Source organism: Dietzia aerolata, assembly GCF_014144865.1.
In the GTDB taxonomy this organism is placed as follows: Bacteria; Actinomycetota; Actinomycetes; order Mycobacteriales; family Mycobacteriaceae; genus Dietzia; species Dietzia aerolata.
This window is the reverse complement of the sequence record NZ_JAALDM010000251.1, coordinates 1-12,804: the sequence shown is the minus strand read 5'-3', so window position 1 is coordinate 12,804 and position 12,804 is coordinate 1. Positions and strand designations below refer to the sequence as shown.

Annotated in this window: 18 protein-coding genes; 6 read left to right on the top strand and 12 right to left on the bottom strand. The window is 67.7% G+C overall.

The genetic code is table 11. From position 1 onward, the window contains the following. The first annotated feature begins 57 nt into the window (after positions 1-57). Positions 58-486: a large conductance mechanosensitive channel protein MscL gene (mscL, locus tag G6016_RS14055; protein WP_182633249.1), complete on the top strand. Its 429-nt coding sequence runs from the start codon at positions 58-60 to the stop codon at positions 484-486. 204 nt (positions 487-690) lie between these two features. Here mscL and G6016_RS14050 read toward each other — a convergent pair whose 3' ends face one another. The 7 genes from G6016_RS14050 to G6016_RS14020 form a co-directional block, all read right to left on the bottom strand. After that, entirely contained in the window at positions 691-915 is a 225-nt protein-coding gene (locus G6016_RS14050) for a hypothetical protein (protein ID WP_182633248.1), read from the bottom strand. Beyond that, positions 912-1,487, bottom strand: a complete 576-nt coding sequence (locus G6016_RS14045; protein ID WP_182633247.1) for a MogA/MoaB family molybdenum cofactor biosynthesis protein — start codon at positions 1,485-1,487, stop codon at positions 912-914. The genes G6016_RS14050 and G6016_RS14045 overlap by 4 nt, the downstream gene beginning before the upstream one ends. Beyond that, on the bottom strand, positions 1,484-2,509 hold the full coding sequence (locus tag G6016_RS14040; protein WP_241730321.1) for a S1C family serine protease: 1,026 nt from the start codon (positions 2,507-2,509) through the stop codon (positions 1,484-1,486). The genes G6016_RS14045 and G6016_RS14040 overlap by 4 nt, the downstream gene beginning before the upstream one ends. Before the next feature lie 534 nt (positions 2,510-3,043). Further along, positions 3,044-4,435 (bottom strand): ATP-binding protein, encoded by a 1,392-nt coding sequence (locus tag G6016_RS14035; protein ID WP_182633245.1) that lies wholly within the window; start codon positions 4,433-4,435, stop codon positions 3,044-3,046. Then, a complete protein-coding gene (locus G6016_RS14030; protein WP_182633244.1) occupies positions 4,435-5,118 on the bottom strand; it encodes a response regulator transcription factor in 684 nt (227 codons plus the stop codon). Before G6016_RS14030 ends, G6016_RS14035 begins: the two co-directional genes overlap by 1 nt. Before the next feature lie 216 nt (positions 5,119-5,334). Then, positions 5,335-5,505 carry a 50S ribosomal protein L32 gene (rpmF, locus tag G6016_RS14025; protein WP_182633243.1) on the bottom strand — a complete coding sequence of 57 codons (171 nt, stop codon included), beginning with the start codon at positions 5,503-5,505 and terminating at the stop codon, positions 5,335-5,337. 53 nt (positions 5,506-5,558) lie between these two features. Next, on the bottom strand, positions 5,559-5,819 hold the full coding sequence (locus G6016_RS14020; RefSeq protein ID WP_182633242.1) for a type B 50S ribosomal protein L31: 261 nt from the start codon (positions 5,817-5,819) through the stop codon (positions 5,559-5,561). A gap of 393 nt (positions 5,820-6,212) precedes the next feature. Here G6016_RS14020 and rpmB point away from each other — a divergent pair, with 393 nt between their 5' ends. The 5 genes from rpmB to G6016_RS13995 all read left to right on the top strand — a co-directional run bounded on the left by rpmB (position 6,213) and on the right by G6016_RS13995 (position 8,326). After that, the gene (gene rpmB, locus G6016_RS14015; protein WP_007632788.1) at positions 6,213-6,449 is read left to right on the top strand and encodes a 50S ribosomal protein L28; all 237 of its coding nucleotides are present in this window, start codon (positions 6,213-6,215) and stop codon (positions 6,447-6,449) included. Between the two features lies 1 nt (position 6,450). Continuing rightward, positions 6,451-6,615 carry a 50S ribosomal protein L33 gene (gene rpmG, locus G6016_RS14010; protein WP_010542298.1) on the top strand — a complete coding sequence of 55 codons (165 nt, stop codon included), beginning with the start codon at positions 6,451-6,453 and terminating at the stop codon, positions 6,613-6,615. 3 nt (positions 6,616-6,618) lie between these two features. Next, entirely contained in the window at positions 6,619-6,924 is a 306-nt protein-coding gene (gene rpsN / locus G6016_RS14005) for a 30S ribosomal protein S14 (RefSeq protein ID WP_182633241.1), read from the top strand. 9 nt (positions 6,925-6,933) lie between these two features. Next, positions 6,934-7,191 (top strand): 30S ribosomal protein S18, encoded by a 258-nt coding sequence (gene rpsR / locus G6016_RS14000; protein WP_010542296.1) that lies wholly within the window; start codon positions 6,934-6,936, stop codon positions 7,189-7,191. A 178-nt stretch (positions 7,192-7,369) separates the two neighbouring features. Beyond that, entirely contained in the window at positions 7,370-8,326 is a 957-nt protein-coding gene (locus G6016_RS13995; RefSeq protein ID WP_182633240.1) for an AEC family transporter, read from the top strand. Between the two features lie 53 nt (positions 8,327-8,379). Here the strand turns inward: G6016_RS13995 and G6016_RS13990 are convergent, their stop codons facing one another. From G6016_RS13990 to G6016_RS13970, 5 genes are all read right to left on the bottom strand, one after another. After that, a complete protein-coding gene (locus tag G6016_RS13990; protein ID WP_338403619.1) occupies positions 8,380-9,159 on the bottom strand; it encodes a CPBP family intramembrane glutamic endopeptidase in 780 nt (259 codons plus the stop codon). A 93-nt stretch (positions 9,160-9,252) separates the two neighbouring features. Next, positions 9,253-9,918, bottom strand: coding sequence for a 3-oxoacid CoA-transferase subunit B (locus G6016_RS13985; protein ID WP_182633239.1), 666 nt, complete (start codon positions 9,916-9,918; stop codon positions 9,253-9,255). Continuing rightward, complete coding sequence (locus tag G6016_RS13980; RefSeq protein WP_182633238.1) at positions 9,918-10,694, bottom strand: CoA transferase subunit A; 777 nt, start codon at positions 10,692-10,694, stop codon at positions 9,918-9,920. The genes G6016_RS13985 and G6016_RS13980 overlap by 1 nt, the downstream gene beginning before the upstream one ends. 58 nt (positions 10,695-10,752) lie before the next feature. Next, entirely contained in the window at positions 10,753-12,402 is a 1,650-nt protein-coding gene (locus G6016_RS13975; protein WP_182633237.1) for an AMP-binding protein, read from the bottom strand. A gap of 58 nt (positions 12,403-12,460) precedes the next feature. After that, positions 12,461-12,804, bottom strand: a 344-nt coding sequence (locus tag G6016_RS13970) for an aldolase/citrate lyase family protein (RefSeq protein WP_182633236.1), incomplete at its 5' end; no start/stop codon positions are given.

Below are 12,804 nucleotides of genomic sequence, written 5' to 3'. Positions count from 1 at the left end.
CCCCCCCCCCCCGGCAATAGCTTCACACGGCCGGATAACTACAGGTAGGAATGCGCGATGCTCAAGGGCTTCAAGGAATTCATCATGCAGGGCAACGTGATCGACCTCGCGGTCGCCGTTGTCATCGGTTCCGCGTTCGCGACCATTGTCGACGCGTTCACCACCGCGATCATCAACCCGCTCATCGCACTGCTCGGCGGGAACAACGAGATCGGCTTCGCGATCCAGATCCTCCCGGAGAACCCCGAGACGGTCATGGACTTCGGGATGCTCATCACCGCGATCATCAACTTCCTGCTGATCGCCGCCATCATCTACTTCGTGCTGGTGGCGCCGATGAACAAGATGAAGGAGGCAGCCGCCAAGCGCAAGGGCATCGAGGCCCCGGCCAGCGACAACGACCTTCTCGTGGAGATCCGCGACCTGCTCGCCGGTCGTCCGCTCACCCACCCCTCGGACCCGAACAGCCCCTCGAGCAACATCTGATCGCCCCTCCCCGGGACGCCCGCAATGAGCGCGGGGTGCCCCGGAGAGAGGCCTCCAGCCTGAATACACCGATCCCCGCCTCCGGATTCCGGGAGCGGGGATCGGCGTCTTTCCGGTGTCTGCTCGTACGTCTACGACACGCGCGGGCGCGTTGCAGTAATGGAGCGTGCCGGCGGAGCCGGGTGTGTGGCGGCAGTGCCGGGTTCAGCCGTGATGCGGTGGTCGCTGCTCGCGCCACCAGTCATCGTCGAGGCGGCTGCCCCGGCCGCGACGCTCGTCCGACGTCGTGGTGGGCAGAGTGTCACCGAAGACGGCGTCGAGCTGCGCCCGGTCGGGCCTCTTCCGGTCCGACCCGCGCGCACCTTCGCCGGTGCCACCATCAGCGTCAGTGGCGCCGTCGGCGTCGGTGGCGCGGTCGGCGTCGGTCACAGTTCGTCGAGATCCGACAGTTGCGCGACCACGTAGGAGACCAGCGGGCACAGCGTCGCCATGCCGTCACGAATCGCGGCCCGGCTCGGCGCGAGATTCGCCACCACCGTGCTGCCGGACACCCCGACGAGTCCGCGGGAGACGATCGAGTCGACGGCACCGGCGGTCAATCCCGACGAACGGACGGCCTCGGCGATGCCGGGGAGTCGCTGGTCGAGGATTTCTTCCGTCACCTCGGGCGTGATGTCGCGGGGGCCGACGCCGGTGCCACCGATGGTCACCACGAAGTCGAAACCTCCGACCACCGCCGTCTCCAGCGCCTTACGCACCTCGGCGTCCTCCGCGGCGACTCCCACGACACCGCCGACGAGGAAACCCTCTTCCTCGAGCAGTTCCGTGACCAGCGGGCCGATCGTGTCGGCCTCCCCACCGCCGCGGTCGGACACCACGACGACCATCGCGCGGCCCGCGATCCGCGGTTCCACCGGATCGGCGACCTCGGGGTCAAAGTCCACGTCGGCGGGCAGCCTCCGGCCTCCGGGCAGTGTTCTCGGATCAAATCTGGTGCTCATCGCGCCTCTCCCAGTACAACGTCGACAGTGGTCGGTTTCCCGTCTTCAGGGGCAGCATATGTGACGGTGGCGGTGTCTCCCGGCGCATGTGAACGGATTGCGGCAACCAGGGCGTCGCCGCTTTCGATGACACGGTCTCCCACGCGGGTGATGACCACCCCATCGGGAATCCCCGCCCCGTCGGCCGGTCCACCGGACTCGACACCGCGCACGAGGGCCCCGTTGCCATCGGGCGAATCCAATACCTGAACGCCGAGCATCGCGCGGGTCGCATGGCCCTGCTTGATCAGCTGATCCGCGATGCGGCGGGCCTGGTCCACGGGAATGGCGAAGCCGAGGCCGATCGATCCGGAACTACCCGAACCGAGTGAGGCGATGGCCGAATTGATGCCGATCAGTTCGCCCTCCATGTTCACCAGCGCGCCACCGGAGTTGCCCGGGTTGACCGCGGCATCGGTCTGAATGGCGTCGATGACCGTGCTCTGGTCGGACTGAGCACCACCGGCCCGCACCGGGCGGTTCATCGCCGACACGATTCCTGTGGTCACCGTGCCGGACAGGCCCAGCGGGGATCCGATCGCGGCGACAGCCTGACCCTCGTCCAGGTTCGACGACGTGCCCAACGCGATCGGTGTGAGTGCCTTGGACGTGTCCGCCTTGATCACGGCGATGTCGGTCGCGGGATCCGTGCCGACGACCCGGGCCGAGGCCTTGGTGCCGTCGTCGAACCTGACCTGGATCCTGCCGCCGGAATTCGCCAGATCGATCACATGGTTGTTGGTGATGATCATTCCGTCCTGAGTGAGGATGACGCCGGAACCCTCACCACGGCCGGTACGGCCCTGCACATCGATCGACACGACGCTCGGGAGCACCTTGTCGGCCACCGCCTCGACGGTGCCGTCCGGCGCCTCGCCCTCGGGCTGGGAAAGGTTGATCGCTGACGACAGGCCACCGGAGTTTCCGGAACCGCCGGCAACGCTCGCGCCGACCCAGCCTCCGAGGCCGCCCGACACGAGCATCGCCGCGATGACACCAGCGACGAGAAGTCCTTTACCGGACCGGCGCTCTCCGGTTGCCGCCGGTCCACCCGGACCAGCCGGGCCTCCCGGACCCACCATCTGCGGGCCCGCACCACCCGGAGGGAAGACGGAGGTCTGTTGTGGTCCTGCCGGGGCACCCGGCCCCTCGACAAAGCCCGGACCGCCCTGAGTGGACGAAGGACCGGGAGCACCTGGCGCCCCGAAGCCCCATGTGCCTGGTTGGCCCGGCTGACCTGGCTGACCAGGCTGGGGACTGCTGCCCGGCCCGCCCGGCCCGGGCGCCGGCCCACCGTAGGGAGACTGTGGGGCGTACGGATTGCCGCCGCCTCGCGACTGGTCTCCGGCCTGGTTACGGGATTGCCCGCTCGTTCCGGAGCCTGCGCCTGACGCCCACTCATTGCCGGCTCCGTACGGGTCCGGAACTCGACCGTTTTCGTTCTCCATAGAGCCCATCGTCCCCTACTGCGCTGTGAGCCCGCTGAAACGCCCCTGGAACTCCGGCAAGTCCCGCGCCTACGTCGAGGGTTCCTCACTTCCGGGAAGCGTCACCTGGACGGCGGCTCCTCCGCCCGGGGCGTCGCCGATCTCCACGGTGCCGCCATGCCTGGTCACCACCTGGCTGACGATCGCCAGCCCGAGACCGGATCCGGGCATGGCCCGCGCCTCGCGCGAGCGGTGGAATCGCTCGAAGACCAGTTGACGGTCTGCTTCGGGGATCCCGGGCCCCTGATCGGTGACGACCAGTTCCATAACCGCCTCGGACAAGCGCTGCATCCGTACCGTCACGGTCCCGCCGCTGGGGCTCCACTTCGCGGCGTTGTCACAGATATTGAGCACGGCCCGCTCGATCCCGGCCGAGTCGCCGTACGAGTACCAGGGCAGCAGGTCGACCTGAAAGTCCACGTCATGCCTCCGGCGTCGAACTCGCTCGAGTGCCCGCTCGACGGCATCCGACACCGCGACCGCCTCGGGCTCCACCTCACCAGAATCCTCACGTGCCAACTCGACGAGGTCCCCGACGAGCTGACTCAGCTCGGAAATTTGTCCCACCACGTCGTTCTCCAGCCCCTCGCGGTCCTCAGTGGGAATCGACGGCGCTCCGGGGCGGCTGGCCACGATGAGCAGCTCGACATTGGTCCGGAGACTGGTCAGCGGGGTCTTCAATTCGTGGCCGGCATCCGCGACGAGCCGCGCCTGTCGCTCCCTGCTCTCCCGAAGTGCCACCAGCATCTGGTTGAACCGGGTCGTCAACCTGGCGATCTCGTCATCACCGGTGACCGGGATGGGGCGCAGATCATCGGTGCGCGCGATACGTTCCACCGCTCTGGTGAGTCTGGCCACTGGCGCCAGGCCGGTCCGGCCGACGGCGGTCCCGGCCACTGCAGCCAGGGCGATGCCCGCTGCACCCACCAGTGTGAGGACTATCGCGAGACGGTTCAGGGTGGCGCGCGTGGGTCCGAGATCCTGGGCGAGGATCAGGGTTGAACCGTCCCGGACGCTCACCGCGTAGATCTGCTTTCCCCCCGAGGCCCTCAGGCTCGACTCGGTGTCACCACGCACCACCGCGATCTCAGGATTGCCGATCTGGAAGGGCTCACCGGTCGCCGTTCGCCCGCCTGACGGAGTGACGATCTGAGCGTCCAGATTCGGGTTGAATGCCCGCAACGCGATGAGGGTGCTGCGCGACTGTAGGGCGAACTCCGAGGCGAGCTGACTGTTGACCAGCTGATCCGCCTGCTGCTGGAGGCGTTCGTTGACGCCGCGGTACAAAGATCCGGACACGACGAAATAGGCCGCGACGGCCATCAGGGCCACCGCGACCCCCACCGAGCTCGCCGCCAGCAGGGTGACCCGCTGGTGCAACGAGATCGGTGCGGTACTTCTCCCGATCGTGCCGGACGCCACTACGGAGTCTCGCGAAGGACGTAGCCCACTCCACGAACGGTGTGGATCAGGCGCACCTCGCCTTCTCCTTCGGTCTTACGCCTGAGGTAGCCGATGTACACCTCCAACGCGTTCCCGGAGGTGGGGAAGTCATAGCCCCACACCTCTTCCAGAATGTGACTACGAGTCAGCACCCTGCGCGGATGATGCAGGAGCAACTCGAGCAGCGAGAACTCGGTGCGAGTCAACTGGATCTGCCGATCCCCGCGCGTGACCTCCCGCGTCGCGAGGTCCATGCGCAGGTCCTCGAACTCCAACACCTCGTCCGCGTCCTCGGCGTCGGGACCACGACGCCGAAGCAGTGCCCGGAGCCGTGCCAGCAACTCTTCCAGCGCAAAGGGCTTCGGCAGGTAGTCGTCGGCTCCGGCGTCCAGCCCTGCCACGCGCTCCGACACGGCATCGCGGGCGGTGAGCATCAGCACGGGCAGGTCATCTCCGCGGCTCCGGAGGATGCGACAGACCTCCAGTCCGTCACGACGGGGCATCATGACGTCGAGGATCACGGCGTCGGGTCGATCCTCATCCACCATCTCGACCGCTTCGACCCCGTCCCCGGCCAGGTCGACCTCATATCCGTTGAACGTCAGCGAACGTCGAAGCGATTCGCGGACCGCCTGGTCGTCATCTACTACGAGGATCTTCATGACGAACAGTCTCGCGCACGCGCCTGAAGCGCGGCTGAGGAATCACTGACGCCCCTTAAGTGGGAGCTGACTGCGGCTCGGACCCGGCCGGCACGGACCCTCTTTAGACGCCGACGAACCCGGTGGTCCCTGTGACGGGTCCACCGGGTTCGATACCGGGCGTGTGCGAGTGCGTGGCCGCAGATGCCGGCTGATCGACGTCAGCCGGCAGCGACCTCAGCGGTCGAGGTCGACCAGGCCGAGCTTCGCGGCCTTCACCAGGCGACGGGGAATGACGACGGAACGGCCGTCGACCTTGGTCTCCTGGAGGGCGACGTTGTCGGCCTTCCACTGCGAACGACGGGAATGGGTGTTGGCGCGGGAAAGGCGCCGCTTGGGAACTGCCATGATGTGTGTCCTCGGGTTAAGAAGGTGGATCGGGGCTCAGGCGGCCCCTCGGCTCACTTGGCGCGACGGGTGCGGTTGCCGTAGCGGCGCTGGAACTTCTCGACGCGGCCCGCGGTGTCCATGACACGCTGCGCGCCGGTCCAGAACGGGTGCGACTCGCTGGTGACGTCCACGACGATCAGCGGGTAGGACTGGCCGTCCTCCCACTCAACGGTGCGGTCGCTGGTGGCGGTGGAACGGGTGAGGAACTTGGTGCCCGTGCCCGCGTCCTGGAAGACCACCGGGTGGTAGTCGGGGTGGATATCGCTCTTCATAACTGGATCCCTCTAGCTCGGTAGAAGACTGTTGGTCTGGCGCATGCCCCACTGGTGGGGCGCGCCGTGGCCATTGGCCAGTGGCCGAACCGGGGGTCCGGTCTCAGCACACGCATCGGTAAACCTTACCCGTATGATGGCCAGGCACCCAATTCGAAGCGGGACGCCCACAGGTCGGCCAGAGCTCAAGTGGCCACAATACCGCCGCTGACGTGCCGATTACCGTTTCCGGCCACCTGCCCGTAAACTAGACCATCGCTGTTGTCTGCACGTTTGCAATCGCCTCTGACGGTGTTCGCGACGTGGCGATCCACTCCTGCCCCGGCTCCGGCCGCACGGGAGTGTTCATCTGCCGCGCGCCACCGCATCACGGGGCGGAAGGAGAAGCACGCCATGTCGGCGCATTGCCAGGTAACGGGACGGAAGCCGGGTTTCGGCAAGTCCGTCTCGCACTCACACCGCAGGACCAACCGTCGCTGGAACCCGAACATCCAGCGTCGCAGCTACTTCCTGCCCTCCGAGGGTCGTCGCGTCACGCTGACGGTCTCGACGAAGGGCATCAAGACCATTGACCGCGACGGCATCGAGGCCGTGGTGGCTCGCATCCGTGCCCGTGGGGAGAAGATCTGAGATGGCCCGTAACGACATCCGCCCCATCATCAAGCTGAAGTCCACGGCCGGTACCGGGTTCACCTACGTGACCCGCAAGAACCGTCGCAACAACCCGGACCGCATCGTCCTCAAGAAGTTCGACCCGGTCGTCCGTAAGCACGTCGAATTCCGAGAGGAGCGCTGACCCGTGGCCAAGAAGTCCAAGATCGCGCGCAACGAGCAGCGCAAGGCAAAGGTTGCCCGGTTCGCCGAGCGGCGCGCCGAGCTCAAGGCAATCATCAAGAACCCCGAGAGCTCGGATGAGGCCCGTATGGATGCCCAGACCGCTCTCAACAAGATGCCGCGTGACGCCTCGCCCGTGCGGGTGCGTAACCGCGACGTCGCCGATGGCCGCCCCCGCGGCTACCTCCGCAAGTTCGGCCTCTCCCGCGTTCGCATGCGCGAGATGGCCCACCGTGGCGAGCTGCCCGGTGTCACGAAGTCGAGTTGGTGAGTAGGAATCATGGCTAAGGCACGTAGCACCCCGTCCAAGAAGGTCCGGGCCCAGGAGGGCCGCCGGCCCAAGAAGAACCCCTTGAAGGTCGCCGGCATCGAGACCGTCGACTACAAGGACATCAACACCCTCCGCACGTTCATCTCCGATCGTGGCAAAATCCGTTCGCGCCGCGTCACCGGCCTGACCCCGCAGCAGCAGCGTCAGGTTGCCGTGGCCGTCAAGAACGCCCGCGAGATGGCTCTGCTGCCCTTCACCAGCCGCTGAGTCACCCAGGTCGCGGCCATGCCGCGTCCGCTCATCCTGCGGTGCCCACCGGGCCGCCGACTTAAGGCAACAGCAATCCGATCGGGGCTGTGCCTCCTGCAATCAGGAGGCACAGCCCCGATTGGCGTTCTGTTAACCACCCCTCCCCTATCTCCACCCCACCCCGAGGAGCCAAATCGTGGCAGGTGTGTTGAACGGCTTCGCCGTGATCGTCGTGCTCGTGGCCCTGGGCTGGATCCTGGCCCGGACGGAGGTCCTCGGGCCCGGAGGCCGACTGGTGCTCAACCGGCTGGTCTTCTACGTCGCCACCCCGGCGCTGTTGTTCGATGCCCTCGCCCGCACCACCCTGGACCAGGTGTTCACCGGGGTGTTCGTGGTCTCGGCGGTCTCCGCGATCATCGTCGCGGTCCTGTACATGGCCATCGCCCGCGCGTGGCTCACCCGATCCGCGTCGGATCTGATGATCGGCGCACTGTCCGCCGGCTACGTCAACTCCGCCAACCTCGGTATTCCGATTGCCCTGTACGTGCTCGGCGACCTCGGGTTCGTCATGCCGCTCCTGCTGTTCCAGGTCGTCGTGATGCAGCCGATCGCCATCGCGGTTCTCGAGCGGGCCGGCCGCGCCGAGAACGCGGACGGCACGGGCGACGACGGTGGACACGGCGGCGCGTTGGGCGCCCTGACCCAGGCCATCCGTACGCCGATCGTGTTGGCGGCACTCGCCGGCGTGGTGGTGGCGGCGGTGCCGTGGACGCCGTCGGAGAAGCTGCTGGAGCCGGTGCTGCTGGTCGGCCAGATCTCGGTCCCGGGCGCGCTGTTGGTGTTCGGCATGTCCCTCTACGGCGTCAAGGTGCTCGAGGCGGGTGCCTCACCGCGCCGGGAGATCGCCCTGGCGAGCGTCCTCAAGCTCGTCGCGCACCCATTGATCGCGTACGCCCTCGGCGCCTACCTGCTCGGCATGCAGGGCCACGAGCTGCTCACGGTCGTGGTGGCGGCGGCGCTCCCGACCGCGCAGAACGTGCTGGTGGTCGCCACGCGCTACGGTCACGGCATTCTCCTCGCCCGCGATTCGGCGGTCCTCACCACGCTCGGGGCGCTCCCGGTCCTGCTGCTGGTCTCCGCGCTTCTCGCGTGACGCCCCGACCGGCCCCGCCCCGTCGGCCCCACCGCGCCCGACCAGCCCTGCAGTCACAGCACAGCCGTGGCCGCCATGATCGACGCGAACACCACCGCGTTGTTGACCCCGTGCAGCACGATGCCGGGCACGATCGAGCGGTACCACTCTGCCATCGCGCACAGCGAGATCCCCACCACCACGAGGTAGGGCATCGCCGGCGGGATCAGATGGACAACCGCGAACACTAGCCCGGCGAGCGTGATCCCCAGCGCGGCACGGTATCTGGCCCGGAACGCGGGCAGGACGATGCCCCGGAACACCACCTCTTCCATCAGCGGCACGATCGCCGCGACGGCCAGCAGCCCCAGCACCACGACCACCGGGCCACCCGTGACCAGATCGGCGAGCGCGTCCTCGTCCGTGGCCCCCGCGTCCTCGCCCAGCCCGAGCGGCACCAGGACGAGCGCGGATGCGGTCGCGCCGGCGAGCATCACCGCCGGAATCTGCCACAACAGATGTAGTGGCGAGCGGTCGGGGCGCCGCAGGCCCAGATCCGCCCAGCGGAGTCCGTGCCGACCGAGGAGGTGGATCCGCACCGCGGCCAGCGCGGCGCCGGCGGTTCCCAGGATCACGACGAGTGCCAGCGGTGCGGACGGTGGGGGTCCGGAACCGACGGTGCGCAGGGCGAAAAGCCCCACGATCACGACGACGACAACAGCAGCCACATACGCCAGCACCCACGCCACTGCCGCGACGGCCACCTTGCCCCGGACCGGTGTGGTCCACAGGCCGTCGCCGGCAGCGACAGGGGCTGGCGGTGACTCTGTCCAGGGTCCGGGGCGTTCGTTCACACGATCCAGTGTGCCGTCTGCACTGGTGCCGGTCCGAGCCAGGTGTGCGCCGACGTCCGAGCCAGGTGTGCGCCCCGCCAATCGGGGTCCGAGCTACTTCAGGGCGTCGGCGACGGCGAACGGTGCGTCGGTGGCGGCGGTGATCTGTTCGAGGGTGACGCCGTCGACGAGTTCGATGAGCGTCAGGCCGTTCTCGTCGCGGTCGAATACGCCGAGTTCGGTGATGATGCGGTTGACGCAGCCCAGCCCGGTCAGGGGCAGGGTGATCTCGGAGACGATCTTGGAGGAGCCGTCCTTGGCGACCTGATCCATCACCACGACGATCCGGCGGGCTCCCACGACGAGGTCCATCGCGCCGCCCATACCCTTGACCATGGCTCCGGGCACCATCCAGTTGGCGATGTCGCCGGCCGGGTTAACCTGCATGGCGCCGAGGATCGCGACGTCGATCTTTCCGGAGCGGATCATGCCGAAGCTCATCGCCGAGTCGAAGATCGACGATCCCGGCAGGGTCGTGACGGTCTCCTTGCCCGCGTTGATCAGGTCCGGGTGGACGTCATCCGGGTGCGGGTAGGGGCCGATGCCGAGCAGTCCGTTCTCGGACTGCAGCGTCACCTCGACGCCGGCGGGGACGTAGTTCGGCACCAGTGTCGGCAGGCCGATCCCGAGGTTGACGTACTGGCCGTCGGACAGCTCCAGGGCGGCGCGGGCGGCCATCGCCTTACGGTCACGACGGGCGGGAGTAGCGGCGTTGCTCATCAGCGCTGTCCTTCCGAGGGCGGGTTGGTGGTGGTCTTCTCGATCCACTTGGTGGACAGGACCTGTTCCGGCGTCAGTTCGACCAGGCGGTGGACGAAGATGCCCGGCAGGTGGATGTCATCCGGGGCCAGCTCGCCCACCTCGACGATCCGCTCCGCCTCGACGATGCACACCTTGCCGGCCATCGCGGCCAGCGGCGAGAAGTTGCGGGCGGTCATGTTGAACCGCAGGTTGCCGTTGCGGTCGGCCACCGCGGCACGCACCAGCGAGAAGTCGGCCTCGATGGCCTGCTCGAGCACGTAGGTCTCCCCGCGAATCTCGCGGGTCTCCTTGGGCGGGGACGCCACCGCGACGCCGCCGTCGGAGTCGTACTTCCACGGCATCCCGCCGTCGGCGACGTAGGTGCCCACTCCGGTACGGGTGAAGAACGCGCCGATGCCCGAGCCGCCGGCCCGCATGCGCTCGGCGAGCGTGCCCTGCGGGGTCAGCTCCACCTCGAGCTCGCCGGAAAGGTATTGGCGGGCGAACTCCTTGTTCTCCCCCACATACGAGGCCACGATGCGCCGGAGCTTTCCCGCGCCGAGCAGGATGCCCAGCCCCTTGCCGTCGACGCCGGCGTTGTTGGAGAACACCTCGAAGTCGCCCACCTCGCGGGTGGCGAGCGCCTCGATGACGACCTGCGGGATCCCGCACAGGCCGAATCCGCCGGCGGCGATCGACGCCCCGTCGGGAATATCCGCGACGGCCTCGGCCGCGCTCATGATCTTGCTGGACATACACGCACTCCTTGAATGTGGCGGGCGGTGGTGTGAAAGTCGTCGGGTCGGCGCCGGATCAGGCCAGGCCGAGGATCTCGATGGAGGACTCGCGCATGTCGACCTTTCGGACCTTGCCGGTGACCGTCATGGGGAACTCGTCCACCACGTGGACGTAGCGGGGGATCTTGTGGCGGGCCAGCTTGCCGGCGGCGAACTCGCGCACCTGCTCGGCGGTGAGGTCGTCGCGACCGGGCTTGAGCCGGACCCACGCCATGAGCTCCTCGCCGTACTTGGGGTCGGGAACGCCGATCACCTGCGCGTCGAGGATGTCCGGGTGGGTGTAGAGGAACTCCTCCACCTCACGCGGGTAGATGTTCTCGCCGCCGCGGATCACCATGTCCTTGATGCGGCCGGTGATCGTCACGTAGCCGTCTGAGTCCATCTCCCCGATGTCGCCGGTGTGCATCCACCCGTCGTCGTTGATCGCCTCGGCCGTCTTGTCGGGCTGGTTCCAGTAGCCGAGCATGACGCTGTAGCCCTTGGTGCAGAACTCTCCGGCCTGCCCGCGCGGCAGCGCCTCCCCGGTGCTGGGGTCGACGATCTTGATCTCGAGATGCGGACCGACGCGGCCGACTGTCGACACGCGTCGGTCGAGCGAGTCATCCGAGCGGGTCTGCGTGGAGACCGGCGAGGTCTCGGTCATGCCGTAGCAGATCGACACCTCCTCCATGTTCATCCGATCGATCACCTGGCGCATCGTCGACTCGGGGCACGGCGAGCCCGCCATGATCCCGGTCCGCAGCGTGGACAGGTCAAACGAGTCGAAGTCCTCCAGCGCGAGCTCGGCGATGAACATCGTGGGCACGCCGTACAAGCTGGTGCACTTCTCCTGCTCGACCGCCCGCAGTGAGGCGGTGGGGTCGAACGCGGGCGCGGGGATGACCATGCACGCGCCGTGGGTGGTGCACGCCAGGTTTCCCATGACCATGCCGAAGCAGTGATAGAAGGGCACCGGGATGCACACTCGATCGACCTCGGAGTAGTGGATCGTCTCGCCCACGAAGTAGCCGTTGTTGAGGATGTTCGAGTGCGAGAGCGTGGCGCCCTTCGGAAAGCCCGTCGTGCCGGACGTGTACTGGATGTTGATCGCGTCGTCGGCCGACAGACCGGCGCGGATCTCCGTCAGTTCCTCGGTGTGGGTGGGGCCCGACATCATCGACTCCCACTCCTCGTCCCCGAAGAGCACCACGATCTCCAGCTCGGGGCAGTTCGGCTGCGTCTGCGCCAGCATCCCCGTGTAGTCGGAGTCCTTGAACTGGGGTGCCGCGAGCACCGCCTTGATCTCGGACTGCTTGAGCACGTACTCGAGTTCGTGCACCCGGTACGACGGGTTGATGTTGACCAGGATCGCCCCGATCTCGGCGGTGGCGTACTGGACCATCACCCACTCCCACCGGTTGGGCGACCACACGCCCACCCGGTCCCCGGCCCGGATCCCCAGGCGGTGCAGCCCCGAGGCCAGCCTGCGGACGTCGGCGAGGAACTCGGTGTACGTCCACCGGCGCCCGGCCTGGACGTCGACCAGGGCGTCCCGGTCCCCGAACCGCTCCACCGTGGCCGCGAGATTGTCGGGGATGGTCTCCGTGAGCAGTGGGACGTCCGTCTCTCCTGCCGTTTGCGACACAGCGGGGTCACGCTGGGTGGAATCGAGATCTGAGGTGGTCATCTCGGTGCTCCTCTACGGGTGTATTTCGTGGTGGACCGGGACCGGCCCGAGGGGATTTCTAGGAGTTGGCTGCCTGCGCGCGGCGAAGGGTCGCCTCGGCCTGGCGGAATACGGGACCGTCAACCATGCGGCCATCCAGCTGGAACACGCCCTTTTCGTGCTCCGCGGCGTCGAGAACCCGGCGGGCCCACGCCACTTCGTCGTCGTCGGGCGCATAGGCCCCGCGCACCACCGCCACCTGGGACGGATGGATGCACGCCGTGCCCACATACCCCAGCGCGACGGCGTCGAGCGCCTCGGCGCGCTGACCCGCCTCGTCGGCGATATCGAGGTGGACCGAGTCCACCGCCCACCGGCCGAACGCGGCCGCGGCCAGGGCGACCCGCGCCCGGGCGTGGCGGG

Coding starts and splice junctions, on each gene's coding strand:
- rpmF (WP_182633243.1), bottom strand. CDS start 5,505: ATGGCAGTTCCCAAGCGGCGCCTTTCCCGCGCCAACACCCATTCCCGT.
- mscL (WP_182633249.1), top strand. CDS start 58: ATGCTCAAGGGCTTCAAGGAATTCATCATGCAGGGCAACGTGATCGAC.
- G6016_RS14045 (WP_182633247.1), bottom strand. CDS start 1,487: ATGAGCACCAGATTTGATCCGAGAACACTGCCCGGAGGCCGGAGGCTG.
- G6016_RS13975 (WP_182633237.1), bottom strand. CDS start 12,402: ATGACCACCTCAGATCTCGATTCCACCCAGCGTGACCCCGCTGTGTCG.
- G6016_RS13985 (WP_182633239.1), bottom strand. CDS start 9,918: ATGAGCAACGCCGCTACTCCCGCCCGTCGTGACCGTAAGGCGATGGCC.
- G6016_RS14020 (WP_182633242.1), bottom strand. CDS start 5,819: ATGAAGAGCGATATCCACCCCGACTACCACCCGGTGGTCTTCCAGGAC.
- rpmG (WP_010542298.1), top strand. CDS start 6,451: ATGGCCCGTAACGACATCCGCCCCATCATCAAGCTGAAGTCCACGGCC.
- rpmB (WP_007632788.1), top strand. CDS start 6,213: ATGTCGGCGCATTGCCAGGTAACGGGACGGAAGCCGGGTTTCGGCAAG.
- G6016_RS13980 (WP_182633238.1), bottom strand. CDS start 10,694: ATGTCCAGCAAGATCATGAGCGCGGCCGAGGCCGTCGCGGATATTCCC.
- G6016_RS14030 (WP_182633244.1), bottom strand. CDS start 5,118: ATGAAGATCCTCGTAGTAGATGACGACCAGGCGGTCCGCGAATCGCTT.
- rpsR (WP_010542296.1), top strand. CDS start 6,934: ATGGCTAAGGCACGTAGCACCCCGTCCAAGAAGGTCCGGGCCCAGGAG.
- G6016_RS14040 (WP_241730321.1), bottom strand. CDS start 2,509: ATGCTCGTGTCGGGCGGCCTCGGAGGCTGGGTCGGCGCGAGCGTTGCC.